This window comes from Pseudomonas sp. DSP3-2-3, assembly GCF_049898225.1.
Taxonomy (GTDB): Bacteria; Pseudomonadota; Gammaproteobacteria; order Pseudomonadales; family Pseudomonadaceae; genus Aquipseudomonas.
This window is the reverse complement of the sequence record NZ_JAFCXH010000016.1, coordinates 88,484-114,506: the sequence shown is the minus strand read 5'-3', so window position 1 is coordinate 114,506 and position 26,023 is coordinate 88,484. Positions and strand designations below refer to the sequence as shown.

The window sequence follows — 26,023 nt, the reverse complement described above, 5'->3', positions numbered from 1 at the left end:
AGAGGGTACGAAATGCCAAGGTCAATGGGCATCGCTTAGGCTTTTTTCGGAAAGGGACTACAAGCTAAAGGGTAATATCGGTGATTAGCTTCAAGGTGTTTCAGCGGCATCAGCGGTTGGACTGCGATCAATGACGCGACAGCAGGGGTTTCATCTGGCGCCATCGCGTATAAAATGCGCCGGGCGTCGTTCATCAGTCACGACGCATTTCATTCGGTTAGCCAATTTTTCAGCGTTTTGCCCCAGCCATCGTCGGTGTTTTGTAGCGACAGCGGCTTGATGGGCAGGGCGCAATCGGATCAAGAGAGCAAGCATGGGCGCACAGTGGAAGGTCAAGCATAAAGAAGCAGCATCCAATGCCAAGGGTCGTATCTTTGGCAAGCTGTCCAAGGAAATCATGATTGCTGCACGCGCCGGCGCTGATCCGGACATGAACCCGCGTCTGCGTCTGGTGGTCGAGCAGGCGAAAAAAGCCTCGATGCCCCGGGAAACCCTGGAGCGCGCAATCAAGAAAGGCGCGGGCCTGTTGGGCGAAAACGTGACGTTCGAACGCCTGACCTACGAAGGCTTCGCGCCGCACCGCGTCCCGGTGATCGTCGAGTGCCTGACCGACAACATCAACCGCACGGTCTCGGAAATTCGCGTGTTGTTCCGCAAGGGCCAGCTTGGCGCAGCGGGTTCGGTGTCGTGGGATTTCAACTATCAAGGCATGATTGAAGCCGTCCCTGTCACCCCGGATGCCGATGCTGATGAAGCCGCCATTGAAGCGGGCGCGCAGGATTGCGAGCCGGGTGAAGAGGGCGCGACGCTGTTCCTCACTGAACCGACCGACATGGACGCAGTCTGCAAAAAGCTGCCAGAGTTCGGTTTTACCGTGCAGTCCGCGCAGTTGGGCTACCGTCCGAAAAGCACCGTGGACGGCCTGACCGACGAGCAAATGGCCGAAGTCGAAGCCTTCCTTGAAGCCATCGACAACAATGATGATGTGCAAAACGTTTATGTAGGGTTGGCGGGGTAAGCAGCGGTAAACCCCATTCTGTGGGAGCGAGCTAGCTCGCTCCCACAGAGATTTTATCCAGCTTCAGATTTCGCGGGTCTGTAGCAAGTCATAAACCTCTTGCAGCATCGGCCTCGCGCCAGTATCCGGCTGCACACAGCGAGCCTGTAACTGACGCAACGCCGCCATCTGCGATGCCTCGGCGTCACAGCGCTCCAGCAACTCCCCCAGTAAAATCCCGAACGCCCGCGTTTCAATGCGCTCCAGCGCCTTTCCCAAGGCTGCGCTCGGATGAAACGACGCTGCGCCGAAATCCCCCAGCAGGCAGGCTCCATCGGCTTCCCACAGAATGTTGTGCCCGTACAGATCGCCGTGAGTCATGCCGCACGCGTGCAAATGGGCGGTAACCGACGCGATGCCTTGGGCGACACGCAAAACCACAGGCAGCGACAGGCGCAGATCGGCTGGATAGATATCCCGCGTGCAGGATTCCAGGCTCGGTGGTCCTGCCAGATTGGCAAAACTCGGCGCAATCAATTGCATGACCAGACCGGCCTGGCCTTTGGGGTGATCAAGGATCTGGCCTTCGATGCCGATCAGGTTGGGGTGATTGCCGGCGGCGATACACGCCGCCATTTCGTTGAGCGGCGAGCCATCGGACGTTACGCTGCCTTTATAAAGTTTGAGTGCGACGGCCTTGTCAGCCTGTCCAGGGTTTTGCCAGCGCGCCTGCTGAATGATGCCGGAGGCGCCTTCACCCAACTGCTGCTGAACATGCAGCTCCTGCCAGGGAATCTGCCGCACGGCGGGCTGTTCGTGTTCGGTGCAGAGCGGATTGCCCGCGTAAGCCAGCCAGGCCAGGGAAGGCAGTTCCAGCAGCCATGCGGGCAAATGCGTCAGTCGATTGGCCGCGATGCGGATCAACTCCAGGCGTTCGCAACGGGCCAGGCTGGCGGGCAGCGACTTCAACTGATTGCCGGCGAGCATCAGTTTTTGCAGGGCCGGACAATCGCCCAGCGCTTCGGGCAGGTGCTGAATCCGGTTGTCGGTCAGGATCAGCCAGCGTAATTGTGGCGGTAGCGCCTGGGCCGGGACATGCTGGATCTGGTTGGCCTTGAAGCCGACGATCTGCAGTTCGCGGCACTGGCCGATGCACTCGGGCAACTCGGTGAACAGATTGTCCGAGCCGAACAACACGCGCAGGCGCTTGAGGCGATGCAGGTCATCGGGCAGTTGCTGCAAAGCATTGCCGCTGAGATTAAGGACTTCCAGCGAGTCGGCCAGCTCGAAGATCTCCCCAGGAAATGCTGTCAGGCCGCAAGACAGGTCCAGTCGTTTGATGCCGACGAGTTTGCCAGCGCGCAGCGCTTCAAGGCTGTGCATGGATCAGCCGCGTTCCATTTGAGCATTGGCGTCTGCCAGGCAGCCGTCGACCCATTGATGAACGCGGGCGAGGGTTGGCGCGGCTTCGGCATAAAGAACGCGGTAGATCGTTGGCGCTACTACCCGGTCTATCAGGTCCTCGGCGCTGGGTGAGGTTTCACCACGGGCCACTGCGCGATCAATGATGATCTGCAGTTGCTCGCGGGTAATCGCCAGGCATTTTCCCGAACAGCCGGCTCCGCCGCTGGCAATGACGTCGCGCATCATTGCCCGGCCCGGCGCGGAGTCTACGTCGTCCAGGTACATCTCGGTCCAGGTCCGCAGATCGTCGCGCAGGTTGCCGCAATCGATGGGCGGGTCCGGGCGCAGGCGTTCTACCGCAGCATCGGCCAGCAGCGTCGTGAGGTCGCCCCAGCGACGGTAGATGGTCGATGGGGTAACGCCAGCGCGTGTGGCAATCAGCGGCACGCTAAGGTCGGCGCGCTCATGTTCACGCAGCAGATCGCGCACTGCGCTGTGAATCGACTCTTGCACCCGGGCGCTGCGGCCGCCGGTGCGTATTCCTTCTTTAATAGCCATGTGGCGGACCTTAACACAAAATATTTGCTTTAAGCGGCAACAGCTAGCACACTCGAAAACGCTAAGTATTAGCTTTAATGATTTGCCTGAGTGGAGAGTGTACCCATGTCCCTTCCTTTCCAGAAACCGGATATGCGCCAAAAGGAACGCGGTCATCTCGGCTTTCTGGCGTTTATCACGCTTTGCTTCCCCGCCGCCTCCAGCGCGCCGACCCCGCTGTACCACCTTTACCAACAGGCTTGGGGCTTCTCGGCGGCGATGTTGACGCTGATCTTCGCGGTTTATGCGCTGACGCTGCTGGTAGCGTTGCTGGTCGTCGGTTCGCTGTCGGATTTTCTCGGCCGGCGGCCGGTCATTTTCAGCGCTTTGCTGCTGGAAATAGTTTCAATGCTGCTTTTCATTCTAGCCACGGATGTGACCTGGCTGCTGCTGGCGCGCATGCTTCAAGGCTTCGCTACCGGCATGGCCACCAGCGCATTGGGTGCAGCCCTGCTCGACAGCGATCAAAAACAGGGGCCGCTGATCAACAGTATCGCGCCCATGTTTGGCCTTGCCCTTGGTGCGTTGGGAACAGGATTGCTGGTAGAACTGGCGCCTTTGCCGTTGTTGTTGGCGTACTACCTGTTGCTGGCGGCGTTCGTGGCGCAGGCGGTCTATCTGTGGCGCATACCGGAGACGGTCAGCCGACAGCCGGGCGTCTGGAAGTCCCTCAAGCCTTCGCTGCACGTGCCACCGCAGGCGCGGCGTATTTTATGGCTGGTGTTGCCGGCCGATGTCGCCGCCTGGGCGCTGGGCGGTTTCTATATGTCGTTGAGTCCTTCGTTGTTGGCTGCGGCCACGGGGTCGACGTCGGCCATCATTGGCGGGCTGCCTGTGGCTGTGCTGACGTTGAGCGGTGCAATGGCGATCCTCATCCTGCGCCAGCGCCCGCCAGCCTTTGGTTTATGGCTTGGCTCAGGCTTGCTGACGGTCGGGGTCGGGGTGATCCTGATTGCAGTGAACCTGGGCTGGTTATGGTTGTTTTTGGTGGGCTCGGTAGTATCAGGTTTAGGCTTCGGCGCTAGCTTTCTCGCCGCCTTGCGCTTGCTGCTGCCGCTGGCGCATGCCCATGAGAGGGCGGGCTTGATGTCGGCGTTCTACGTACTCAGTTACCTGGCGTTCTGTGTGCCAGCGCTTGCTGCAGGGTTTTCAGCGCACAGCTTCGGTCTGATCGCCACCACCAACGTCTACGGTGCGGTGGTGATTGCCCTGGCGCTGACGGCATTGCTGGGGTTGCTGGTGCAGCGCAGCAATGGCCGGCGGTTGGCTGCTTGAGCGGTTTGTTGCTGAATCACCGCGTCATTCCGTAGGACTGGCTTTAGCCGGGAGAGCGTTCTCGCGGCTGAAGCCGGTCCTGGAAATTCGCAACCACCCATCAAATCGCCTCAGGCAATGCCTTTCGGGCACGTTGAGTCGCTTCGTCTTTGGCGGCGCCTACGACCGCATAGTTGTAACTGCCACTGGACCAGTAATCAGCCTGCAAATCGCCATCCAGCCGGCTGCCACGGGGTAGCAGATGATGCTGCGCCCCTGGCGGGCGGATGTAGAAACTCAGGGTGCGGCCTTCGCGGTCTTTGTACACGACCATGGCTGCCGCGCCTTGTTCGGTGCTGGTCATACGCCCGCTGACCGGCCGGAAACCGGCTGCTTCCATATTCGGCAGGCGCTCGGCCCGGGCAAAGTTGCGGTCCAGCCAGCCCTGGGCGTCGTTGGGTTTTTCGGCGCTCCAGTCGCTGGCCATGTCGTCGTTGACCGCGAACATCCGGTACGCCTGCACCGCATCGGACATGGGCAGCGTCGCGTTGCTCAAGGTCAGTTCCCTGGCGTGCCAGCCGCTCAGACCGCCGACACTCACCGCCACCAGCAACACCGCTGCGGTGGCGTAATGCCGATAGCTGTTGCGGCGCATGCGCTGGCGAATGAAGGTCGGGTCCAGTTCAGGATTGGCTTGGCGTTGCAACTGGCCGCTCAAGGCCGCGCGCAGCTGTTGCGCATCTTCCTGCCATTGCTTGACCTGCAAGGCGACGTCGGGATGCGCGGCGAGCCAGGTTTCCAGTGTTGCCCGGTCGGCATCGCTGAGCTGATGGTCGACGTAGGCATTCAATACGTGTTCGCTGGGGGGCAAGGTAATCATTTCAATATCCGCAGGACAGGGGACAGAATTTCGCCATCACTGATCTGGCGCAGAGCCTGGCGAGCGCGCGACAGGCGGGACATAACGGTGCCAACAGGTACATCGAGAATCTCGGCGACCTCCTTGTAACTCAAGCCTTCCACCGAAATCCAGAGCAGCAATGCGCGCTGTTCGGTGTTCAGACGCTCGAATGCACCCAGAGTCGACTGCGCCACCACGGTGCGTTCGACGCTGGGCTGGTAATGATCGTCGCGACCGCCGGTGAACAGCTCCAGCATTCGGCTATAGCGCCGGGAGCGGCGATGGGCGTCCAGAAACTGCCGGTACAGGATGGAAAACAGCCAGGCGCGCAGATCGCCCTCCGGTCGCTTGTTACCCCAGGCCGACAGCGCTTTTTCCAGACTGGCCTGCACCAGATCGTCGGCACTGCTGGGGTTGCGGGTCAGCGACAGGGCAAACCTGCGCATGCGCGGGATCAACTCCCGTAACTGTTCATCAAGCTCGTTCATGGGCGGGTTTCCGGTCTGCAACTATGATCAGGTAGGCGTGTGATCAGAGAGACGACGCTCCACAGCGTTTATTCCTCCATATATACAATTAATTTCGGTGCTGGGAATAAATGCTTACCGGGGGCGTCTTACCGTCCACTTACCTACAGGCCAACGGCCCAGGAGATCACCCATGGTCGAGCGCTTTCCGCCGCCTGAACAGCAAAAACCGCCCTTGAGCCTTGGCAGTACATTGCTGCGGCTGGCTGGTATCGGCGTTGTTGTATTGGCGGCCGCCACCGCACTGGCTTACGTCGGCGGCTATCTGGATCCGCAGCGTCTGACCCCGGCCCGTCTGGTCGATGGACTGGAGCGCAACAACGGCGTGCATCCCGGATTCAGGCGCAACCACCCCAAGGGCGTGTGTGTCGCAGGTTACTTTGAAAGCAACGGCAGCGCTGCGCAGTATTCCAGCGCCCAGGTGTTTTCCGCGACACGCACCCCGGTCGAAGGCCGATTTGCCCTGCCGACCGGCAATCCCTATTCGCCGGACAGTGCCGCGCCGTTGCGCAGTATGGCGCTGCGCTTTACCCAGGCAAACGGCCAGCAATGGCGCACCGGAATGAACGCCATGCCGGTTTTCCCGGTTGGCACGCCGCAAGCCTTTTATGAACTGATGCAAGCGCAGGCACCCGATCCAGCCACTGGCAAGCCTGATCCGGCCAAGCCTGCGGCGTTTTTCGCCAGGCATCCGGAGGCTATGCCATTCCTCACCTGGGTCAAGACTGCCAAGCCTTCCGCCAGCTACGCCACGGAAACCTACAACAGCATCAATGCGTTCTATCTGGTCAACGCCGATGGCAAGCGGCAAGCGGTGCGCTGGAACATGGTGCCGGTCAATCAGGATAAGGCGGCCAGCCCCGCGCCGGATACCAAGGACTATCTGGAGCCGGATCTTGCCGACCGACTCGCCCGTGGTCCGCTGCGTTGGAATCTGATGATTACCTTGGCTGAACCGAACGACCCGATTGACGACGCCAGCAAGCAATGGCCCGCCGAACGTCGCGCCATCAATGTCGGCACGCTGGTGATCGCCAGCACGCAACCGCAAGCAGATGGCGATTGCCGTGATATCAATTTTGATCCGTTGGTGTTGCCTGCCGGTATTGCTGGCTCTGAAGACCCGTTGCTGGCGGCCCGTTCGGCGGCCTATGCATCTTCTTATCAGCGACGTACTGGCGAAGTTGATCAATTACCGAAAGCGGCGCCCGTTCCGGAGAAAAAATCATGAGCGCACCCATCCGACATTTCGCCCCGCTGGCGCGACTGCTGCATTGGTTGATGGCGCTGATGATCATCGCCATGCTGTTTATCGGCGCGGGCATGGTGGCTTCGGTATCCCAGCGCCATGAGTGGTTGCTCAACCTGCACAAACCATTGGGGATTGCGATCCTGGTGCTGGTCATCCTGCGCCTGATCGTGCGCTTTTCCACGCAAACACCGCCATTGCCCGCCGACTTGCCGACGTGGCAGGCGTTGTCCGCCAAGCTCTCCCACTATCTGCTGTACGCACTGATGCTGGCGATGCCATTGATTGGCTGGTCTATGATTTCTGCCGCTGGAGATCCGGTGATGCTGGGTAGTGCGCTGCGATTGCCATCGATCGTAGCGGCCAACCCGCATACCTTTGCGTTTCTGCGCCAGGCACATACGTACCTGGCTTATCTACTGTTTCTGACCATCCTGCTGCACGTCGCCGCCGCGCTGTTCCATGGCTGGGTTCGCCGCGATGAGGTGTTGGGTAGTATGTTGCGGGGTGAAAGCAAAGGTTGAGTCGGGTGGCAGCAACAACATTTTCAGCGTTGCGCAGGGAGGTTTCGCCCTGACGGTCGAGTCCATTTTGTTACGGCAAAATAGACGAAAACCATCTGCGCTGACGTCCGGCCCGACTTCGTCGGGTTCCCTCGCTCCGGTGCCGTGGTGTGGGTACGCGCCGACGCGCCATTCATGGCGCAACGGCGCTCGACCGGCATCCATGCCGGTCGCCCCACCCCACGACACCTGCGCTCAGCCTCCCGACGCGCGTTTGGCGGTGTTTGCCAAATTGCGGCACGAAAAGCGAAAATCAAAAGCCGAAGCCACGCTCCAACGGGCTTTCAACGTCAACGCAACACAGAGACCATTTCCGCGAGCGTAGTCAAAACATCCTTGGCCAGCTGCTTCGAGCGTTTACCGGACCAACCCGTTATCAGGTCGGGGGCGTTGTCATTGTCTTTGAACGGCATTTCCAGGGTCAGTGACAGGCACTTGTAACGCTCGCCGACGCTATTACAGGCCAGGTTCATATTGGCTTGACCGGGTTGCGAGCGGGGATAGCCGTAACGCGTCTGGAAATCCCGGGTAATTTCGCTCAAGCGGCGGCGGAAGTGTTCTTCCAGCTCAGCCTGCTTGGGGGTATAGCCGGGATTGCCTTCGCAGGCTGCGGTGAAGACGTAGGGGATTTCCTCATCGCCATGTACGTCGAGGAACATGTCCACGCCATACTTTTCCATCTGCTGCTTGACGAAGAACACTTCGGGACTGGTGTCTGCGGTGGAATCCTGCCAGCAGCGATTGAGGTCCTTGCCGTTGGCATTGGTGCGCAAATGACCATGGAACGAACCATCGGGGTTCATGTGCGGCACCAGATACAGATCGGCCGCATCCAGCAATTGCGCCAGCTGCGGATCATTCTGTTCCACAAGACGCTCGATCAAGCCTTCCATGAACCACTCGGCCATGTGTTCGCCAGGATGCTGCTGGGCAATGATCCAGATATTGCGCTTGCCCGGTGCTCCGTTGCCTTTGCGTAACAGGGGAATGTCTCGACCTTCGACACTTTTGCCGGTGGCCAGCAGTTCGGTGCCGGCATTTTCCTGCGCGTGCTTGACCAGCCAGTCGTGGCGTTCGCGGCTGTAAGGTTCGAAGTAGGCGAAATACACCTCGGCGTGGGTCGGCGTGAGGGTGAAATTCAGCGCCTTGCCGTCGAACGTCGAGGGCACGCGGAACCAGTCCTGGTGGTCGTAGGACGCCACGGCGTTGTAGCCGGTCCACGCCCGGTTGTAGCTGGACTGGCTGGCATTGTTCAGACTGAAATGGTGCGGTTCGCCGACGTGCAGGCCTTCAGCCTTGAAATGAAACCACTGGAAATGCGGGCTTTTGGTGTCCGGGCGCATTGCCAGCTGAATATGTGCAGGGCTGCTCGCGTCTATTACTTCGATATTGCCGCTGTCGAAGTCCGCGCTGATGCTGAGAGTGGTCACGGTGGGTTCCTGTACGTCAGTGCCAAATGTGACAGCTACTTTACACGGAACACTGCGGGCCACGGCGACGTTAACTTCAGTCAAACGGCCATCGTCGACTCAGGAGAAAGCTTCGGCAGTGACCAGCAGCCCGCCCACGAACGCCGAAAGCAACCACCATCCCAGGAAGGCGCGGCGCTTGCGACGATGCCAGCCGCTGGCACCCATGGCAGTAGCCGGAACCAATAACTGACGCCACAGTCGTTCGGTCGCCTCGAAAGCTCGAAGGTGATTCAGGTCAGCATCCAGCCAGTGACGAAATTCGATGCGCTGGCTGGCGGTGGCCTGCGGGCTTTGCAAATGCACGTACCAACGGCTGGCCGCTTCGTTGATGCTGTCGGCAAGCGGCGCGATGGACGCGGCCACATGCGGGCGACTTTGTTGCAGGACTCGCACCATGGCGCGTTCGACAGCGTGCAGGTCCATATCCAGAAAACTGGCGATGTTTGCATAGGGCAGGTCATCCAGCCGGCTCATGAGAAATATCTGTTGCGTGCGGCGCGACAGCTTTTGCAGGCCGATGCGCAGGTCCTGCGTTTGTCGGCTGAGCGGTGCATCCGGCTGGTGATCCGCAAGGGCGCTAAAAGACGAGAGCTGGGTACTCATGATCGATCGCCTCGCTGGTGTCATGTCGTTCTTCCTTGAAGAGTTGGGGCGCATCATCCCTGATGCTGATGAACTCATTTGGTGATGAGAACGTCTCTCAACGGAGATTTCTCATCATTTACTATTTATCTGGGCGCTAAAGTCTGAGAAAACCAACTTCACCGTCCCGTTCAATATTCTTTTTGCTATGATCCGCGCCATCGCAGAATGACACGTCTTCATTAGCCTGAAGCAATGCAAAAACCAAAAAAAAGACCCGGAAAAAATCCGGGTCAAAAACCGTGATTAGCCTGATGAGGAGATAATCCAGGAGCCGACCTAAGACTCCTGAGTTATCCAACTGATCTCGCGATCAGCTGATGCAATAATAATCATTATCATTTGCAAGTCAAATGTTTTTCTTGCGTCCATGCAGAAAAGCAATCGGTGACGAGGCCGCAGAGCCTCAATCCAGTGGCAATTCAGTGGTGCGCTTCACTTCGCTCATGGCGATGTTGGAGTGCGCTTCCTGTACATGAGGCTGTTGCAGCAGGTGATCGCGCAAAAAGCGTTCATAGCTGGAAATATCCTGGGCCACGACCTTCAGCAAGAAATCCATATTCCCCGCCATCGCATAGCATTCCAGCACCTCCGGGTAGCCGGTGATTGCTTCTTCGAACTCGGCCAGATAGCGCCGGCCATGCCCCGACAACTTCACACTGACGAAAACCGTCATGGTCAGGCCGAGCTTTTTCGGGTTGAGCAGGGCGACCTTGCGCTCGATGACGCCTTCTTCCTGCAGGCGGTTGATGCGGCGCCAGCAGGGCGATTGGGACAGCTCGACCCGTTCGGCGATCTCGGCGGCGGAGAGGTCGGCATTGTGTTGCAGCAGGCGCAGGATCTTGCGGTCGATGGGGCTTAATTTAATCTGCATGAATTGACCCTGTTTTTTATTGTTATCGAAATGAACATGTCGAATATCAGCAGATTTACGCCAAATTAGAAAGAAAAAGCCCCTTTGCTACAGGCAGTATTTTGCTAGTGACTGCCGAGTCGAACCTGCTCGGCGCAACAGCCTGAACTGCTCATAAAAATAAAAGGAGCACCTGAATGTCTTTGGCTGATATTCGTCTGGACGATAAGTACCGGCTCGCGACCGGCAATCTGTATTTGACCGGCACCCAGGCATTGACCCGCCTGCCGATGCTGCAAAAGCAGCGCGATGAGACGCGTGGCCTTAATACCGCCGGGTTCATCTCGGGCTATCGTGGGTCGCCTTTGGGCAACCTCGACAAAAGTCTCTGGGATGCCAAGGACTACCTGAAACAGAACGCCATCCATTTCCAGCCCGGCGTCAACGAAGAGTTGGCGGCGACGGCGGTGTGGGGCAGTCAGCAGGTCAATCTGTTCCCCGAAGGCAAATACGATGGCGTGTTCGCCCTCTGGTACGGCAAAGGTCCGGGCGTTGATCGCTGCGGCGACGTGTTCAAACACGCCAACTCCGCAGGCGTCGCCAACAATGGTGGCGTGTTGGTGCTCGCGGGTGACGACCATGGCTGCAAATCTTCGACCATCGCCCACCAGAGCGAACATGCGTTCATCGCCGCGATGATTCCGGTGCTCAATCCGAGCAATGTTCAGGAAATTCTCGACTACGGCATCATCGGCTGGGAGCTGTCGCGCTACAGCGGATGCTGGGTGGCGATGAAAACCATCGCCGAGAATGTCGACTCTTCGGCAGTCGTCGAAGTTGATCCGCTGCGCGTCGTCACGCACATTCCTGAAGACTTCGACATTCCCCAAGGCGGTCTGCACATTCGCTGGCCTGATCCGCCGCTGGCTCAGGAAGCACGCCTCAATACCTACAAAATCTACGCTGCCCGGGCATTCGCTCGGGCCAACAAGCTCAATCAAGTGGTTATCGATTCGCCCCAGCCTCGGTTGGGCATCGTCACTACCGGCAAGTCCTATCTGGATGTGCGGCAAGCGCTGGAGGAGCTGGGCATTGATCAGGACTTGTGCGCGCAGGTCGGCATTCGGGTGCTCAAGGTTGGCATGAGCTGGCCGCTGGAACCGGTGTCGGTGCACGATTTCGCGGAAGGGCTGGAAGAAATTCTCGTCGTTGAAGAAAAACGCAGTGTCATCGAAGATCAGCTCACCGGCCAGCTTTACAACTGGCCGGTGGACCGTCGTCCGGTGGTCGTCGGCGAATTTGACGAGCAAGGGCGTTCGCTTTTGCCGAACCTCAGTGAGCTAACTCCGGCGATGATTGCCCGGGTCATTGCCAAGCGTCTGGCGCCTTTCTACAGCAGCCCCCAAATCGAGGCGCGCCTGCAGTTCCTGGCTGACAAGGAACAAGCGTTGCAAGCGCCGCTGTTCAATACACAGCGCACCCCCCATTTCTGTTCCGGCTGCCCGCACAACACCTCGACACGGGTGCCCGAAGGCAGTCGCGCGCTGGCCGGTATCGGTTGCCACTACATGACCATCTGGATGGATCGTGCCACCGAGACCTTCACCCAGATGGGCGGCGAGGGCGTGACCTGGATCGGCCAGGCGCCGTTTACTGAAACGCCGCACGTGTTCCAGAACCTGGGCGACGGGACTTACTTTCACTCCGGGCATCTGGCCGTACGGGCGGCGGTCGCGGCCGGGGTCAACATCACTTACAAGATTCTCTACAACGACGCGGTGGCAATGACCGGCGGGCAGCCCATCGATGGCATTTTGCGGGTTGATCAGCTCAGCCGTCAGGTCTTCAACGAAGGGGTGCTGCGCATTGCGCTGGTCTCCGACGAGCCGGACAAATACCCGAGCCGTGACGGTTTTGCGCCGATCACCACCTTCCACCACCGACGGGATCTGGACAGCGTGCAGCGCGAGCTGCGTGAGTTCAAAGGCGTTTCGGTGATCATCTATGACCAGACCTGTGCCACCGAGAAGCGTCGTCGGCGCAAACGCGGCACCATGAAGGATCTGGAAAAGCGTGCGTTGATCAATCCAGCCGTGTGTGAAGGCTGCGGCGATTGCGGGGTCAAATCAGGTTGTTTGTCCGTGTTGCCCAAGGAAACGGCTCAGGGCCGCAAGCGGGAAATCGATCAGAACGCCTGTAACAAGGACTTCAGCTGCGTCGAAGGTTTCTGCCCAAGCTTTGTCACTGTTCATGGTGGCGCTTTGCGCAAGCCGAGCCTGCCGACGCAGGTGCAAGCCTTTGCTCAACTGCCAGACCCGCAACTGCCAAGCCTGGCCAAACCGCACAACATTCTGTTGTCGGGTGTCGGCGGTACTGGCGTGACCACGGTTGGCGCCATGTTGGGCTTCGCCGCCAACCTGGAAGGCAAGGGCTGCAGCGTGCTTGACCAGGCCGGTCTGGCGCAGAAGTTCGGTCCGGTGGTCAGCCACATCCGCATCGCGGCGCGGCAGGAAGACCTGTTTGCGGTGCGTATTGCCGCCGGCGAGGCGCATCTGTTGCTGGGCTGTGATTTGCTGGTGGCGTCCGGTCCGGATGCGATTGCCAAGCTCAATTCGACCTTTTCCCATGCCGTGGTCAACAGCCAGCAAACCCCGACCGCCGAGTTCACCCGTAACCCGGACGCCGAGTTTCCGGCCGACGCGATGAAACAGACCATTCGCGACGCAGTGGGTGTGCAGCATACCCACTTCGTTGAAGCGACGGATCTGGCGACCAAGCTGCTTGGCGACACCATTGCCAGCAACCTGTTCATGCTCGGGTATGCCTTCCAGTTGGGTCTGATCCCGCTGAGTTCGGCGGCCATCGAGAAAGCCATCGAACTCAACGGTGTGTCGGTCAAACTCAATCAGCAGGCATTTCTCTGGGGCCGTCGCGCGGCTCATGATCTGCCGGCCGTACAGGCTGCGGCCAACCCAACCGGTCAGATTCCCGAAGTACCGCAATTGCTGAGCCTTGATCAACGGGTGCAGGCCAATGTGGCAAGCCTGACGGCGTACCAGAATGACGCCTACGCCAAGCGCTACATGCGGCTGGTGAGCAAGGTTCAGGAAACCGAGGCGCGACTGTTCCCAGGACAGCAACTGGCGTTGACCGAGGCGGTGGCCTTCAACTACTTCAAGCTGTTGGCCTACAAGGACGAATATGAAGTGGCGCGGCTGTACAGCAACGGCGATTTCGCTCGCCAATTGCAGGACCAGTTCGAAGGTGACTATCGTCTGGAATTCCACCTGGCGCCGTCATGGCTGGCCAAGCGTGACAAGCTTACCGGGCAACCGCGCAAGCGCAGTTTCGGCCCGTGGATGCTCAAGGCCTTCGATGTACTGGCTAAGTTCAAATTCCTGCGTGGCACGGCTATCGATCCCTTCGGTCGCAGCCTGGAACGCCGCCAGGAGCGGGAGCTGATCGAGTCTTATGTGAGCGACATCGAGCTGATCCTCCAGCACTTGTCCGCGTCCAATCGCCATACGGCATTGAGCCTGGCGCGACTGCCGGAGAAAATCCGCGGTTACGGTCACATCAAGGAAAGCGCCATGAAAGCCGCAGCCCTGCAAGCTCTGCGCATGCGCCAGAGCTTGATCAGCGGGGAAGTGGAGTTGCCGAAGTTGTATGAAGTGGCGGCTTGATTGGATGCCGTAGGACCGGCTTCAGCCGGGAGAGCGCTCTCCCGGCTGAGGCCGGTCCTACGGGTCACAGTCGCCCGTGAATGATCAAACGCTATTGCCCTCCAGCTCCGCCAGCACCGTCCCTTCGCTGACCATTTCCCCTTCGCTGCAATACAAAGCCGAGACCACGCCAGCATGGGCGGCGCGGATGCTGTGTTCCATTTTCATCGCCTCCAGCACCACCAGTTGAGTGCCGGCCTCAACTCGCTCACCCACTTCGACCAGCACCCGAACGATGCTGCCGTTCATGGGCGCGGTCAGGCCACCTTGCGGTCCATGGCTGGATTCGGCCTCGGCAATCGGGTCCAGACGCGTGATGGCGTGTACTTCACCCTGCCATTGCAGATACAACGTATCACCGCGTCGCAAAGCCAGATGCTTGCGAGTTATTCCATCAGTGACGACTTGCAGCTGTTCCCCGGTCCACTGCGCGAGCGATGTACTGCTATTGCGCAACTTGATGACGTGCTGCTGACCATTGCAACTCAGATGCAGGTCAATTTCACTGGGTAGCCCCAGACGCAGTCCCTTATTGGCGGCCCAGGGCGAATAAGCGTCGTCCCGATCAACGCGAGCCGTGGTGCTCTGGCTGAACGCCTCGGCAGCGGCCTGCCAGAACCCAGCGGACAATTCGGCAGGCGCGGGCAACAGCTGCGCTTGATAGCGCGGGATGAAATCGGTGTCCAGTTCGGCTGTCGCGAAGGCCGGATGGCCAACAATGCGCCGCAGGAAGGGCAGGTTGGTCTTGACTCCGCCAACCACGAACTCATCGAGCATGGACAGCAGCCGCAGGCGTGCCTCTTCGCGGGTTTCCCCCCAGGCGATCAGCTTGGCGAGCATCGGGTCGTAGAATGGCGAAACGCTGTCGCCTTCGTTGACGCCGCTGTCGACCCGTTTGCCGTGGCCCAGTGAGCACTCCCGATACAACTCCAGAGTTCCCGTCGAGGGCAGGAAGTCGTGATCGGGGTCTTCAGCGTAGAGGCGGACCTCAATCGCATGGCCGTTACGCAACACGTGTTCCTGGGAGACGGGCAGGGCTTCGCCCTGGGCAATCCGGATCTGCCATTCGACCAGATCCACGCCGGTAATCATCTCGGTGACCGGATGTTCGACTTGCAAACGTGTGTTCATCTCCATGAAGAAGAATTCGCCACGGGAATCCAGCAGGAACTCTACGGTCCCGGCGCCGACGTAACCAATGGTTTGCGCAGCACGGACAGCCGCTTCGCCCATGGTCTGGCGTAGCTCAGCACTCAAGCCTGGCGCTGGCGCTTCTTCGACGACCTTCTGGTGACGGCGTTGAATCGAGCAGTCGCGATCATGCAGATAAATGCAGTGACCCTGCTGATCGGCGAACACCTGTATCTCCACATGACGCGGTTTGAGCAGGTATTTCTCCACCAGCATGCGTGAGTCGCCGAAGGACGCCTGAGCTTCGCGTTGCCCGGAGGCCAGGGCTTCAGCCATTTCCTCGGGCCGTTCGACGACCTTCATGCCTTTTCCACCGCCGCCCGCCGTTGCCTTGAGCAAGACCGGATAACCGATACGCTGGGCCGCGTCGAGAAAGGTTGCAACATCCTGCGCCTGCCCGTGATAACCCGGCACCAGCGGCACGCCTGCGTCTTCCATCAAGGCCTTGGCGGCGGCTTTGCTGCCCATGGCGTCGATGGCCGAGGCGGGAGGGCCGAGGAAAATCAGTCCTGCAGCTTCGATAGCTCGGGCGAAATCGGCGTTTTCGGATAAAAAGCCGTAGCCCGGATGAATGGCCTGGGCGCCGCTGGATCTGGCGGCTTCGATCAGCTTATCGATCAGCAGGTAGCTTTCAGCCGCTTTGCTGCCGTCCAGATCGACACAAATATCGGCTTCGCGACTGTGCCGCGCATCGCGATCCACCGCGCTGTGTACAGCGACGGTGGTCAAGCCCATTTTTTTCGCCGTGCGCATAATCCGGCAGGCGATTTCGCCCCGATTGGCAACGAGCAGCGTAGTCAGTTTCGGGACGCTCATGAACGTGGCTCCTTGTGGTTATCGGCTACGGCGGCCTGCCAGCCGGGCGTACGCTTTTCCAGAAACGCGCGCAGACCTTCCTGGCCTTCGGCGCTGATGCGGATTCGAGCGATGGCGTTCTCGCAATAGCGGCGTAGCGCCGGGCTCAGCTCGCCATTGCCGACTTCACGCAGCAAGTCCTTGCTGGCACGCATGGCCAGCGGGCTGTTGAGCAGCAGATTGTCGATCCATTGTTCGACGTGATGTTCCAGTTCGCGGGCGGGGTAGCACTCGGCAAGCAGGCCGATCTGCTGCGCTCTGGCGCCGCTGAAACGCTCAGCGGTCAGGGCATAGCGCCGGGTTGCGCGTTCGCCGATGGCCTGTACCACGAACGGGCTGATCACCGCCGGAGCGAGGCCGATGCGCACTTCCGACAGGCAGAACTGCGCATCCTCGGCACCAATGGCCATGTCGCAGCAGCTGATCAAGCCCAATGCGCCGCCGAATGCCGCGCCTTGCACCACGGCCAGGGCGGGGATTTTCAGCTTCGCCAGGGTGTACATCAGTTCCGCGAGTTCCCGAGCGTCATCCAGATTGGTGTTGTAATCCAGATTGGCCGATTGCTGCATCCAGGCCAGATCGGCACCGGCGCTGAAATGCTTGCCGCGTCCGCGAATCAACAGGAAACGCAGGCTGGAGTCGCTTTGCACCTGATCCAGCGCGAGAATCAGCTCGCGAATCATCTGGGCATTGAAGGCGTTGTTTTTATCCGGACGGTTCAGCCATACAGTGGCGAAGCCGCGTGGGTCGCGGTGTATTTCTACGGTATGAAAATCGGTCATGGTCATTCCTTGGGCGCGCACCGGCTTACATGCGGAACAGGCCGAATGTGGTGGGCTCGATGGGGGAGTTGAGCGCGGCGGACAGCGCCAGGGCGAGAGCATCCCGGGTCTGGGCCGGGTCGATGACGCCGTCGTCCCACAAGCGGGCACTGGAGTAGTACGGGTGCCCCTGGTGCTCGTACTGATCGAGAATCGGTTGCTTGATCTCGGCTTCCTGAGTGGCTGAGAAAGGCTGGCCGCTACCTTCCGCCTGTTCGCGCTTGACCTGCACCAGCACGCCAGCCGCCTGTTCGCCACCCATGACGCCGATGCGCGCGTTAGGCCACATCCACAGAAAGCGCGGGTCGTAGGCGCGGCCGCACATGCCGTAGTTCCCGGCACCGAAGCTGCCGCCGACGATTACCGTGAACTTTGGCACTTTGGCGCAGGCTACCGCGGTTACCAGTTTGGCGCCGTGCTTGGCAATGCCGCCGGCTTCGTATTTCTGGCCGACCATGAAGCCGGTGATGTTTTGCAGAAACAGCAAGGGAATGCCGCGCTGACAGGCCAGCTCGATGAAGTGCGCGCCTTTCTGTGCAGACTCGGCGAACAAAATGCCATTGTTGGCCAGAACTGCGACGGGGTAGCCATGCAGGCGCGCGAAACCACACACCAGCGTCGTGCCGAACAACGCCTTGAACTCATCGAACTGCGATCCATCCACCAACCGGGCGATGACTTCCCGCACATCGAAAGGCTGTTTGGCGTCGGCAGGAATCACCCCGTATAGCTCTTCAATAGCGTACAGCGGGGCAATGGGTGCGATCGCTTCGAGTTGCCCTTGTTTGCGCCAGTTAAGGTTGGCGACACAGCGACGCGCCAGCTCCAGAGCATGCTCGTCGTTCTCGGCATAGTGGTCGGCAACCCCGGAAGTGCGGCAATGCACGTCGGCTCCGCCGAGGTCTTCAGCGCTAACCACTTCGCCCGTGGCCGCCTTGACCAGCGGCGGACCGGCAAGAAAGATCGTCGCTTGCTGACGGACCATGATTGCTTCGTCGGCCATGGCCGGCACGTAGGCGCCGCCCGCCGTGCAGGAGCCCATGACCACGGCGATCTGCGGGATGCCCTGGGCGCTCATGTTGGCCTGGTTGAAGAAAATCCGCCCGAAGTGCTCGCGGTCCGGGAACACTTCATCCTGCCTCGGCAGGTTGGCGCCGCCAGAATCCACCAGATAGATGCACGGCAGGCGATTCTGCTGGGCAATCGTCTGCGCGCGCAGGTGTTTTTTCACTGTGAGCGGGTAGTACGAACCGCCTTTTACCGTGGCATCGTTGGCGATGATCATGCATTCGACGCCCTCGACCCGACCGATGCCCGCGATGACTCCGGCGGCAGGGACCTCTTCGTCATAGACCTCGAAGGCAGCGAGCTGGCCGATTTCAAGAAACGGCGAGCCGCTGTCGAGCAAGCGATTGATACGCTCCCGAGGCAGCAGTTTGCCCCGCGAAGCGTGGCGTTCCTGAGCTTTGGCGCCGCCGCCTTGCTGGATCTTCTCCAGCAACTGGCGCAAGCCGTAGACGTGCTCCAGCATCGCTGCTCTGTTGGCGGAAAATGCCGCTGAGCGCGTATTGATAGTGGTATGCAAAATGGCCATTAGTTATTCCCTAAACGCTGAATCCAGATTGCCGCATGCGGCTTGAATCTTGGGGCTTGCAGCTTGCAACTGCTTTATCTGGTTTCATTGAACAGTTCGCGACCGATCAGCATCCGGCGAATTTCACTGGTGCCCGCGCCGATTTCATACAACTTGGCGTCGCGTAAAAGCCGCCCAGCCGGGAATTCGTTGATGTAGCCGTTGCCGCCCAGAATCTGGATGGTGTCCAGGGCCATTTGCGTGGCGCGTTCGGCGCTGTATAGAATCACCCCGGCAGCGTCCTTGCGGGTGGTTTCGCCGCGCTCGCAGGCCTGGGCCACGGCATAAAGATAAGCCCGGCTGGCGTTCAATTGCGTATACATATCTGCCACCTTGCCCTGAATCAGCTGGAATTCGCCGATGCTCTGGCCGAATTGCTTGCGGTCATGGATGTACGGAACAACGACATCCATGCACGCCTGCATAATCCCGGTCGGACCGCCCGAAAGCACCACGCGCTCGTAATCCAGGCCGCTCATCAGCACCTTCACACCGCCGTCCAGCGCGCCGAGCAGGTTTTCTTCAGGCACCTCGACGTCGTCGAAAAACAGCTCGCAGGTGTTCGAGCCGCGCATACCGAGCTTGTCGAACTTGTTGCTGCGGGAAAATCCTTTCCAGTCGCGCTCGACGATGAACGCGCTGATGCCGTGAGCAGCCTTTTCCGGGCTGGTCTTGGCGTAGATCACATAGGTGTTGGCATCCGGGCCGTTGGTGATCCAGGTCTTGCTGCCATTGAGCACGAAGCGGTCGCCGCGCTTGTCGGCACGCAGGCGCATGGACACCACGTCAGAGCCTGCGTTTGGCTCACTCATGGCCAAGGCGCCAACGTGCTCGCCGCTGATGAGTTTGGGCAGGTATCTGGCTTTCTGTGCCGGGTTGCCGTTGCGGTTGATCTGGTTCACGCACAGGTTGGAGTGCGCGCCGTAGGACAACGCCACCGACGCCGAGCCGCAGCTGATTTCTTCCATCGCCACCACATGGGCCAGATAACCCAGGCCTGCGCCGCCATACTCTTCATCGACAGTGACGCCGAGAAGGCCCATATCGCCAAACTTGCGCCACAGGTCAGCCGGGAACAGGTTGTCTTTGTCGATTTGCGCAGCTCGCGGGGCTATTTCTGCTGCGACGAAGGACTGGACCTGATCACGCAGCATGTCGATGGTTTCGCCCAGGGCGAAATTCAGGCTTGGGTAACTCATGGGTAGCGTTCCTTTGTTGTTGTTAGATGGGTCGCTATGACCTTTACGTTAACGTAAACCTGCAGCTGAGAAGTGTCAAACGCACAATGACGGCATCGGATAGAGGGAGAGGGCCAGGCAGGAAGGGGATGACAGGTCAAACGCCAGAAAGCACGAAGGGGAGCCTAAGCTCCCCTTCAAGGTATTTTTGCATGCTCATTTTTTATTATCGGCTGGCCTGTTGTTGTTTTTGGCGACCTGGCCTTGACTGCTTTTTTTGAGCGATCCCCATGCGGGATCAAGAGCAAACGTATTTTTTTGAGCGCTGATGCTGCTTTTATCAATCGATTCAACCAGTTCTGGAGCTACCTGAAGGTAGTTTTGTTGTTCTCTGTCCGGTTGTGAAGGTTCTGAAATCCAGAAGCTTCGAAAAGCGAATCCACTCCAAAAAAATCTGTTAGCTGCGTCTCTGTCCGTGTTGTTCTTGTTATGTCAGAGCCGTTACGTATTGTTTTTATTGGGTTACTGCACATTTTATTCTTGTTGTACGTGGGATATAGCAGGACCCGTGCCAGTTTTGGCAAGTCCTTTAAATTCGGGGGCTGCGCAGAACTCGAGGACAGCTGAAGCTGGCCAGTTCAGCGAAATCTGTTTCCGTGTTACCCGTTTGCGTCGTTTCGCCGCCTACGTTGCGGTGCGCAGGGTAACACTCTGTGACAAGTTGTCGCACGCTAGTCCGACAGGCGCGCCTTCGCCACGCGCGAACCGGTTTCCCGCCCGAGTACCTGACAGATGCGTTGACCTGCGCTGATCAGTTTGTCCAGATCGACTCCGGTGTCGATGCCCAGACCATTAAGCATGTACAGCACATCCTCGGTCGCCACATTACCGCTGGCGCCTTTGGCATAAGGACAGCCGCCCAACCCGGCAATCGAGCTGTCGAACACCTCGATGCCTTCCAGCAGACTCGCGTAGACGTTAGCCAGCGCTTGCCCGTAGGTATCGTGAAAATGTCCGGCCAGTTTGCCTCGGGGAATTTGCCCGGCGACCACATCGATCAAGTCACGCGTGGCTCCGGGCGTTCCGGTGCCGATGGTGTCGCCCAAGGATATCTCGTAGCAACCCATGGCGAGCAGCTCGTTGGCGACCGCAGCGACTTGTTGTGGCGCCACCTTACCTTCATAAGGGCAGCCGAGGACGCAGGAAACATAACCGCGCACCCTGATGCCATGCAGGCGCGCGGCCTCCATGATTGGCGCGAAACGTTCCAGGCTCTCGCTGATGGAGCAGTTGATGTTGCGCCGGGAAAACGCTTCTGAAGCTGCGGCGAACACCGCGACTTCCTTCACGCCAGCGGCCAGCGCATCTTCGAAGCCTCGCCAGTTCGGCGCCAGTGCTGCGTACGTGATGTCTTCGTTGCGCTGGATTTGCGCGAAAACTTCGGCGGAACCGGCCATCTGTGGCACCCATTTGGCCGAGACAAAGGCGCCGACCTCTATGTAACTCAGGCCTGTCGCGGACAGATCGTCCACGAGCCGAACCTTGTCCGCGATGCTGATGGGCTGCGCTTCATTCTGCAGGCCGTCGCGTGGGCCGACCTCTACCAGGCGTACTTTTTTGGGCAGCGACATACCGGACTCCATCTAGATATTTTCGAGATTTATTCAGTAATCAACTGATTTTCATCAATTTTATCCAAGGCAAGTTTGCAGCGTTCCTCAGCAGTATCCAGCTCCAGTTGCATTTGCTGGATGTCCAGCAACTGCTGTTCGAGCTGATTACGACGTTCGATGATCTTCTCCAGCATGGTGTGCAATTGCTTGCGGTTGCCGCCACTTGGATCGTAGAGCCCGATCAGGTCCCGGCATTCAGCCAGGGAAAAGCCGATGCGTTTGCCGCGCAGGATCAATTTCAGGGTGACCTTGTCGCGTGCGGAATAGACGCGCTCCAGCCCTCGACGCTCCGGGGCCAGCATGCCTTGCTCTTCATAAAAGCGAATCGCCCGGGTGGTGATGTCCAGCTCGCGAGCGAGATCGGAAATGCTATAGGTCTGGTTACTCATGAGAACGCTCGACGGAAAACGTAGGCCTAACCTACGGCGGCGTTGACGTTAACGTCAAGCAATCAAGCCGGTCGCTGTGTCCGTCCAGTCTCTAAACAGTATTAAGTTGTGAGTCTAATAGTAACTAAATCATGTAGTTGCATGTTCTAGATGAAGTTCTTTCGAAGTGTTTTCCTTCGCCGTAATGGTCTGACACAGCTCGATGATTTGCTCACGCATCCAGCGATTGGCCGGGTCTTGATCGGTGCTTTCGTGCCAATACAGATGGGTTTCTACCGAGGGCACGTCGTTGACCGGCAATGCAACGTAATGCAGGTCGTGCCGCCGGGCAAAGCGCTCCGGCACTGTCATGACCATGTCGGTTTGTTGCAGGACTTGCGACGCCATCAGGTAATGCTGCGAGCGCAAGGCAACCTTGCGCTGAATGCCCATTTTCCCAAGCGCCAGATCAACGTAACCAAGGCCACTGCGGCGGCTGGAAATATGGATATGCGTCAGTGATAGATAGTCTTCGAGCTTGAACAACTCCTTGCCAGCCAGCGGATGGCCACGGCGCATGGCGCAGACGTATTTGTCCTCCATGAGTTTGACGTGTCGCACCTGAGGGTCAGTGTTGAGCGGGGCGTCCACCGCAAAATCAAGACGTCCGGCTGCCAGTTCCTTGGTGGTTTCCCGGCGTTTGGACAGGAAGCTTTCGATGGTGACATTGGGCGCCAGGCGGCGCAGGCGCTGGAACAAAGCGGGCAGCGTTACCGCTTCAGTCAGGTCGGTCATGCTGATGCGGTAGTTCTTGTTGGCCTGAAGGGGGTTGAAAATCCGGCTTTCCTGCACCGAAACCCTGAGCAGCGACAACGCGTTGCGTACCGGGCCGATAATGTTCTGAGCCATGGGCGTGGGCACCATGCCCTGGGCGGTGCGGACAAACAGCGGGTCGTTGAAGGTTTCCCGAAGACGGGCCAGGGCGTTGGAAACCGCTGGTTGGGTGATGCCGACGATCTGCCCGGCGCGGGTCAGATTGGCTTCGGTATAGATCGCGTCAAACACGATGAATAGATTGAGATCGACCTTGCTCAGGTTCATTCGATACGCCTCGTTGCTGTTTTTGTTGTGTCGCGGCTCGTTGGCTGCGTGGCTCGACTATATATCGGTTATGAATGTTTATACACGCTGAGAATAGGTTAGATAAATGTTGGTCTCTGGCCTAGCATCGAATTCATGACCAGATAACCTCATTAGAAGGTAGCTACCCATGGATTTTGCGTACTCATCGAAGGTTCAGGAATTGCGCGAACGCGTCACCGCGTTCATGGATGCCTTCGTCTATCCCGCTGAGCCGGTGTTTGAGCGTCAAGTCGCCGAGGGCGACCGCTGGCAGCCCACTGCGATCATGGAAGAGCTCAAGGCCAAGGCCAAGGCTGAAGGTTTATGGAACCTGTTTTTGCCAGAATCAGAATTGGGTGCCGGGCTGACCAACCTGGAATATGCCCCGCTGGCGGAAATCATGGGTCGTTCGCTGCTGGGCCCGGAACCCTTCAATTGCTCGGCACCGGATACCGGCAATATGGAGGTGCTGGTGCGTTATGCCAGCGAAGCGCAGAAAGTCCAATGGCTTGAGCCGTTATTGCGCGGCGAAATCCGCTCGGCATTTGCCATGACCGAACCCGACGTCGCGTCTTCGGATGCCACCAATATGGCGGCCCGCGCTGAGCGGCAGGGCGATGAGTGGGTCATCAACGGCCGTAAATGGTGGACCTCCGGCGCCTGCGATCCACGCTGCAAGATTCTGATCTTCATGGGCCTGAGCGATCCCGATGGCCCACGGCACCAGCAGCACTCGATGATCCTGGTGCCAACCGACACGCCCGGCGTGAAAATCGTGCGGCCGGTCCCGGTTTTCGGCTACGACGACGCGCCCCATGGCCATGCCGAAGTGCTGTTTGAAAACGTGCGAGTCCCTTATGAGAATGTCCTGTTGGGTGAGGGGCGGGGTTTTGAAATCGCTCAGGGTCGACTTGGGCCAGGGCGCATTCACCACTGCATGCGTTCAATCGGTATGGCCGAGCGCGCGCTGGAATTGATGTGCAAACGCGCGATCAGTCGGGTGGCTTTCGGGCGTCCGCTGGCCCGTTTGGGCGGAAATGTCGACAAGATCGCCGATTCTCGGATGGAAATCGACATGGCGCGGCTGCTGACGCTCAAGGCCGCGTACATGATGGATACCGTCGGTAACAAGGTGGCGAAAAGCGAGATTGCCCAAATCAAGGTAGTGGCGCCCAACGTTGCGCTGAAGGTGATTGATCGGGCTATTCAGATTCACGGCGGTGCGGGGGTTTCCAATGATTTCCCTCTGGCCTACATGTACGCCATGCAGCGCACGCTACGCCTGGCGGACGGCCCGGACGAAGTCCATCGCGCGGCCATTGGCAAGTTCGAGCTGGGTAAGTATGTGCCGAAGGAATACGCCAAAGAGCGACCTCTGTAGCAGCGAATTCATTCGCGAATGGGTGTTTTGTCCGGTGAAGATGGGGCGGATGTCCGTGCCTCTTCCCGGATAAATCCGGTCCCACGAGCTCGTGCCGATTTCGAACTTGTGGGAGCGAACTTGTTCGCGAAGAGGCCGGGCCAGGCTCCAACTGTCTCGCTGACTGCACCGACGCCTTCCCGGATAGATCCGGTCCCACGGTTCAATTCACCCAAACCTCAACCCGACGATTCTTGATCCGGCCTTCGTCCACATCATTGCCCGCCACGGGCATTTCGTCGCCGAATCCCCGAACTTCGCGCAGGATCACATCGTTTTTCAGCAACTCCCGACGCACAGCCATGGCACGCAGCCTGGACAGCAGGGTGGCGCGCTCAGGGTCAGTCTTGGCATCGCCAAAACCCACCAGCGTAACGCTCTGGTTCAATTTGTCGTTGCGCTTGAGGTAATCGATGACGCGTTTCAGGTCCAGCTGCGCCTTGTTGTCGAGTTTCGCGCTGCCCTGGGCGAAGCGGAAGTTTACCGAAAGCCGCTGCGCTTCGCGGGTCAGGGCCTGGTAGTCACGTGGCATTTCCGGCGTGGCCTGAACCTTGATCGCTTGCACCGTCTGCGCCACGAAACCGTTCTGCGCGACGATGGCTTGTCCGTCCGGGCTTTGCGCGAACTGCACGAGGGCGTTGGCCCAGCGTTGATGCAGGTCGGGCGGCAGGTACAAATACAGGCGTCGCGAGAGGGGATAGTCTTCGGTGGCGATCAGACTTGCCGTTGGCAACATCGGCTTGGCCTCGCCATCGGCAACGGCTACGGCTTTGGCATGACGAATATAGGGCAGGCCGATAAACCCGATACCAAAACGGTCCTGGCTGACCAGATCCGACAACTGTTCGCTGGACTCGAAGCGTTTGGCAGTACGTGACAGTGTTTTGCCGTATTTGAGCAGCACCAGTTCTTTGAAGGTTTCATAGGTCCCGGATTGTTCGTCCCGTGCGTACAAGTGAATGGGGCCGCTGCTGCCGCCCAGTTCCTCCCAATTGCTGATTTGCCCGGCAAATACCTTCGCCAGTTGCTCGGTCGTCAATTCCCGCAACGGGTTGCCGGGATGCAGGATCACTGCGACGCCATCGATTGCGATGACTTGTTCGGCCTTGCGGCTGCGCAGGTCGCCAAAACCTGCCAGGTCGAGTGCTTCCTGATTCTTGATGGGGCGCGAAGAGGCGGCGATGTCGGCCAGACTGGCTTTAAGCGCGGCAAAGCCCGTACCCGAGCCGTGGGCCGCAACTTCGATGAAAACCGGTTTGCCTTCAGTAGTGGTGGCAGATATCCGCACTTCGTTCGGCATCGCCGCAGGCTCGCTATGCACTGATTGCAGGCCTTGCTTGCGCAGCAAACCTTCGACAAGCGCCGGACCCAATTGCGCGCCAATGGTATTGGAGCCCTGAATACGCAGGGCCGGGGTGTTATCAGCAGGAATCGGTAGCGCCGCTGAAACGTTCATGGGCACCAGAAAAATGCCCGCCAGCAAGGCCGGCACAAGGTGGCTGACTCGAAGAGAAAACACAGCGCGCAGCATCTGCGGCACCTTATGGAAGGAGGAAAGTGCCGGGAGAATAAGTCAGATAA

Annotated in this window: 21 protein-coding genes; 6 read left to right on the top strand and 15 right to left on the bottom strand. The window is 59.1% G+C overall.

Features of this window, described 5'->3' with window-relative positions; translation table 11 throughout:
• Positions 1-313: 313 nt before the first annotated feature.
• The gene (locus ACP7E4_RS18985) at positions 314-1,018 is read left to right on the top strand and encodes a YebC/PmpR family DNA-binding transcriptional regulator (RefSeq protein ID WP_426116934.1); all 705 of its coding nucleotides are present in this window, start codon (positions 314-316) and stop codon (positions 1,016-1,018) included.
• A 63-nt stretch (positions 1,019-1,081) separates the two neighbouring features.
• Here ACP7E4_RS18985 and ACP7E4_RS18980 read toward each other — a convergent pair whose 3' ends face one another.
• Together ACP7E4_RS18980 and ACP7E4_RS18975 are read right to left on the bottom strand one after the other, a co-directional pair.
• Positions 1,082-2,380, bottom strand: coding sequence for a leucine-rich repeat-containing protein kinase family protein (locus ACP7E4_RS18980; protein ID WP_426116932.1), 1,299 nt, complete (start codon positions 2,378-2,380; stop codon positions 1,082-1,084).
• A 3-nt stretch (positions 2,381-2,383) separates the two neighbouring features.
• Positions 2,384-2,959: a TetR/AcrR family transcriptional regulator C-terminal ligand-binding domain-containing protein gene (locus ACP7E4_RS18975; protein WP_426116930.1), complete on the bottom strand. Its 576-nt coding sequence runs from the start codon at positions 2,957-2,959 to the stop codon at positions 2,384-2,386.
• Positions 2,960-3,064: 105 nt separating this feature from the next.
• On the opposite strand from ACP7E4_RS18975, the gene ACP7E4_RS18970 reads away from it, so the two are divergent.
• Positions 3,065-4,273 (top strand): MFS transporter, encoded by a 1,209-nt coding sequence (locus ACP7E4_RS18970; RefSeq protein WP_426116928.1) that lies wholly within the window; start codon positions 3,065-3,067, stop codon positions 4,271-4,273.
• A 100-nt stretch (positions 4,274-4,373) separates the two neighbouring features.
• Here the strand turns inward: ACP7E4_RS18970 and ACP7E4_RS18965 are convergent, their stop codons facing one another.
• Positions 4,374-5,132 carry an anti-sigma factor family protein gene (locus tag ACP7E4_RS18965; RefSeq protein ID WP_426116926.1) on the bottom strand — a complete coding sequence of 253 codons (759 nt, stop codon included), beginning with the start codon at positions 5,130-5,132 and terminating at the stop codon, positions 4,374-4,376.
• Positions 5,129-5,641 (bottom strand): RNA polymerase sigma factor, encoded by a 513-nt coding sequence (locus ACP7E4_RS18960; protein ID WP_426116924.1) that lies wholly within the window; start codon positions 5,639-5,641, stop codon positions 5,129-5,131. Before ACP7E4_RS18960 ends, ACP7E4_RS18965 begins: the two co-directional genes overlap by 4 nt.
• A 172-nt stretch (positions 5,642-5,813) precedes the next feature.
• On the opposite strand from ACP7E4_RS18960, the gene ACP7E4_RS18955 reads away from it, so the two are divergent.
• The gene (locus ACP7E4_RS18955) at positions 5,814-6,911 is read left to right on the top strand and encodes a catalase family peroxidase (protein ID WP_426116922.1); all 1,098 of its coding nucleotides are present in this window, start codon (positions 5,814-5,816) and stop codon (positions 6,909-6,911) included.
• Entirely contained in the window at positions 6,908-7,453 is a 546-nt protein-coding gene (locus tag ACP7E4_RS18950) for a cytochrome b (protein WP_426116920.1), read from the top strand. The genes ACP7E4_RS18955 and ACP7E4_RS18950 overlap by 4 nt, the downstream gene beginning before the upstream one ends.
• Before the next feature lie 329 nt (positions 7,454-7,782).
• Here ACP7E4_RS18950 and ACP7E4_RS18945 read toward each other — a convergent pair whose 3' ends face one another.
• The 3 genes from ACP7E4_RS18945 to ACP7E4_RS18935 form a co-directional block, all read right to left on the bottom strand.
• Positions 7,783-8,922 carry a M14 family metallopeptidase gene (locus ACP7E4_RS18945; protein WP_426116918.1) on the bottom strand — a complete coding sequence of 380 codons (1,140 nt, stop codon included), beginning with the start codon at positions 8,920-8,922 and terminating at the stop codon, positions 7,783-7,785.
• 99 nt (positions 8,923-9,021) lie between these two features.
• Positions 9,022-9,567, bottom strand: a complete 546-nt coding sequence (locus ACP7E4_RS18940; protein WP_426116916.1) for a DUF4880 domain-containing protein — start codon at positions 9,565-9,567, stop codon at positions 9,022-9,024.
• A 445-nt stretch (positions 9,568-10,012) separates the two neighbouring features.
• Positions 10,013-10,480 (bottom strand): Lrp/AsnC family transcriptional regulator, encoded by a 468-nt coding sequence (locus ACP7E4_RS18935; RefSeq protein ID WP_426116914.1) that lies wholly within the window; start codon positions 10,478-10,480, stop codon positions 10,013-10,015.
• Positions 10,481-10,656: 176 nt separating this feature from the next.
• Here ACP7E4_RS18935 and ACP7E4_RS18930 point away from each other — a divergent pair, with 176 nt between their 5' ends.
• Positions 10,657-14,142: an indolepyruvate ferredoxin oxidoreductase family protein gene (locus ACP7E4_RS18930; RefSeq protein ID WP_426116912.1), complete on the top strand. Its 3,486-nt coding sequence runs from the start codon at positions 10,657-10,659 to the stop codon at positions 14,140-14,142.
• A gap of 84 nt (positions 14,143-14,226) precedes the next feature.
• On the opposite strand, the gene ACP7E4_RS18925 is transcribed toward ACP7E4_RS18930, so the two are convergent.
• From ACP7E4_RS18925 to ACP7E4_RS18895, 7 genes are all read right to left on the bottom strand, one after another.
• Entirely contained in the window at positions 14,227-16,188 is a 1,962-nt protein-coding gene (locus tag ACP7E4_RS18925; protein WP_426116910.1) for an acetyl/propionyl/methylcrotonyl-CoA carboxylase subunit alpha, read from the bottom strand.
• Positions 16,185-17,015, bottom strand: a complete 831-nt coding sequence (locus ACP7E4_RS18920) for a gamma-carboxygeranoyl-CoA hydratase (RefSeq protein WP_426116908.1) — start codon at positions 17,013-17,015, stop codon at positions 16,185-16,187. Before ACP7E4_RS18920 ends, ACP7E4_RS18925 begins: the two co-directional genes overlap by 4 nt.
• Before the next feature lie 19 nt (positions 17,016-17,034).
• Positions 17,035-18,642 (bottom strand): carboxyl transferase domain-containing protein, encoded by a 1,608-nt coding sequence (locus ACP7E4_RS18915; protein WP_426116906.1) that lies wholly within the window; start codon positions 18,640-18,642, stop codon positions 17,035-17,037.
• A 74-nt stretch (positions 18,643-18,716) separates the two neighbouring features.
• Positions 18,717-19,880 carry an isovaleryl-CoA dehydrogenase gene (locus tag ACP7E4_RS18910; protein ID WP_426116904.1) on the bottom strand — a complete coding sequence of 388 codons (1,164 nt, stop codon included), beginning with the start codon at positions 19,878-19,880 and terminating at the stop codon, positions 18,717-18,719.
• Between the two features lie 710 nt (positions 19,881-20,590).
• Entirely contained in the window at positions 20,591-21,490 is a 900-nt protein-coding gene (locus tag ACP7E4_RS18905) for a hydroxymethylglutaryl-CoA lyase (protein WP_426116902.1), read from the bottom strand.
• Between the two features lie 29 nt (positions 21,491-21,519).
• Positions 21,520-21,921, bottom strand: coding sequence for a MerR family transcriptional regulator (locus ACP7E4_RS18900; protein WP_426116900.1), 402 nt, complete (start codon positions 21,919-21,921; stop codon positions 21,520-21,522).
• 129 nt (positions 21,922-22,050) lie between these two features.
• Positions 22,051-23,001 carry a LysR family transcriptional regulator gene (locus tag ACP7E4_RS18895; protein WP_426116898.1) on the bottom strand — a complete coding sequence of 317 codons (951 nt, stop codon included), beginning with the start codon at positions 22,999-23,001 and terminating at the stop codon, positions 22,051-22,053.
• Positions 23,002-23,170: 169 nt separating this feature from the next.
• On the opposite strand from ACP7E4_RS18895, the gene ACP7E4_RS18890 reads away from it, so the two are divergent.
• Positions 23,171-24,403: an acyl-CoA dehydrogenase gene (locus ACP7E4_RS18890; RefSeq protein ID WP_426116896.1), complete on the top strand. Its 1,233-nt coding sequence runs from the start codon at positions 23,171-23,173 to the stop codon at positions 24,401-24,403.
• A 202-nt stretch (positions 24,404-24,605) separates the two neighbouring features.
• On the opposite strand, the gene ACP7E4_RS18885 is transcribed toward ACP7E4_RS18890, so the two are convergent.
• On the bottom strand, positions 24,606-25,898 hold the full coding sequence (locus ACP7E4_RS18885) for a substrate-binding domain-containing protein (RefSeq protein WP_426117022.1): 1,293 nt from the start codon (positions 25,896-25,898) through the stop codon (positions 24,606-24,608).
• Between the last annotated feature and the right edge of the window lie 125 nt (positions 25,899-26,023).

Bases quoted from the DNA above. Each gene is read 5' to 3' on its own strand.
- ACP7E4_RS18960 (WP_426116924.1), bottom strand. From the start codon at position 5,641: ATGAACGAGCTTGATGAACAGTTACGGGAGTTGATCCCGCGCATGCGC.
- ACP7E4_RS18920 (WP_426116908.1), bottom strand. From the start codon at position 17,015: ATGACCATGACCGATTTTCATACCGTAGAAATACACCGCGACCCACGC.
- ACP7E4_RS18980 (WP_426116932.1), bottom strand. From the start codon at position 2,380: ATGCACAGCCTTGAAGCGCTGCGCGCTGGCAAACTCGTCGGCATCAAA.
- ACP7E4_RS18885 (WP_426117022.1), bottom strand. From the start codon at position 25,898: ATGAACGTTTCAGCGGCGCTACCGATTCCTGCTGATAACACCCCGGCC.
- ACP7E4_RS18910 (WP_426116904.1), bottom strand. From the start codon at position 19,880: ATGAGTTACCCAAGCCTGAATTTCGCCCTGGGCGAAACCATCGACATG.
- ACP7E4_RS18975 (WP_426116930.1), bottom strand. From the start codon at position 2,959: ATGGCTATTAAAGAAGGAATACGCACCGGCGGCCGCAGCGCCCGGGTG.
- ACP7E4_RS18985 (WP_426116934.1), top strand. From the start codon at position 314: ATGGGCGCACAGTGGAAGGTCAAGCATAAAGAAGCAGCATCCAATGCC.
- ACP7E4_RS18935 (WP_426116914.1), bottom strand. From the start codon at position 10,480: ATGCAGATTAAATTAAGCCCCATCGACCGCAAGATCCTGCGCCTGCTG.
- ACP7E4_RS18915 (WP_426116906.1), bottom strand. From the start codon at position 18,642: ATGGCCATTTTGCATACCACTATCAATACGCGCTCAGCGGCATTTTCC.
- ACP7E4_RS18895 (WP_426116898.1), bottom strand. From the start codon at position 23,001: ATGAACCTGAGCAAGGTCGATCTCAATCTATTCATCGTGTTTGACGCG.
- ACP7E4_RS18890 (WP_426116896.1), top strand. From the start codon at position 23,171: ATGGATTTTGCGTACTCATCGAAGGTTCAGGAATTGCGCGAACGCGTC.
- ACP7E4_RS18930 (WP_426116912.1), top strand. From the start codon at position 10,657: ATGTCTTTGGCTGATATTCGTCTGGACGATAAGTACCGGCTCGCGACC.
- ACP7E4_RS18905 (WP_426116902.1), bottom strand. From the start codon at position 21,490: ATGTCGCTGCCCAAAAAAGTACGCCTGGTAGAGGTCGGCCCACGCGAC.
- ACP7E4_RS18900 (WP_426116900.1), bottom strand. From the start codon at position 21,921: ATGAGTAACCAGACCTATAGCATTTCCGATCTCGCTCGCGAGCTGGAC.
- ACP7E4_RS18940 (WP_426116916.1), bottom strand. From the start codon at position 9,567: ATGAGTACCCAGCTCTCGTCTTTTAGCGCCCTTGCGGATCACCAGCCG.
- ACP7E4_RS18950 (WP_426116920.1), top strand. From the start codon at position 6,908: ATGAGCGCACCCATCCGACATTTCGCCCCGCTGGCGCGACTGCTGCAT.
- ACP7E4_RS18970 (WP_426116928.1), top strand. From the start codon at position 3,065: ATGTCCCTTCCTTTCCAGAAACCGGATATGCGCCAAAAGGAACGCGGT.
- ACP7E4_RS18965 (WP_426116926.1), bottom strand. From the start codon at position 5,132: ATGATTACCTTGCCCCCCAGCGAACACGTATTGAATGCCTACGTCGAC.
- ACP7E4_RS18925 (WP_426116910.1), bottom strand. From the start codon at position 16,188: ATGAGCGTCCCGAAACTGACTACGCTGCTCGTTGCCAATCGGGGCGAA.
- ACP7E4_RS18955 (WP_426116922.1), top strand. From the start codon at position 5,814: ATGGTCGAGCGCTTTCCGCCGCCTGAACAGCAAAAACCGCCCTTGAGC.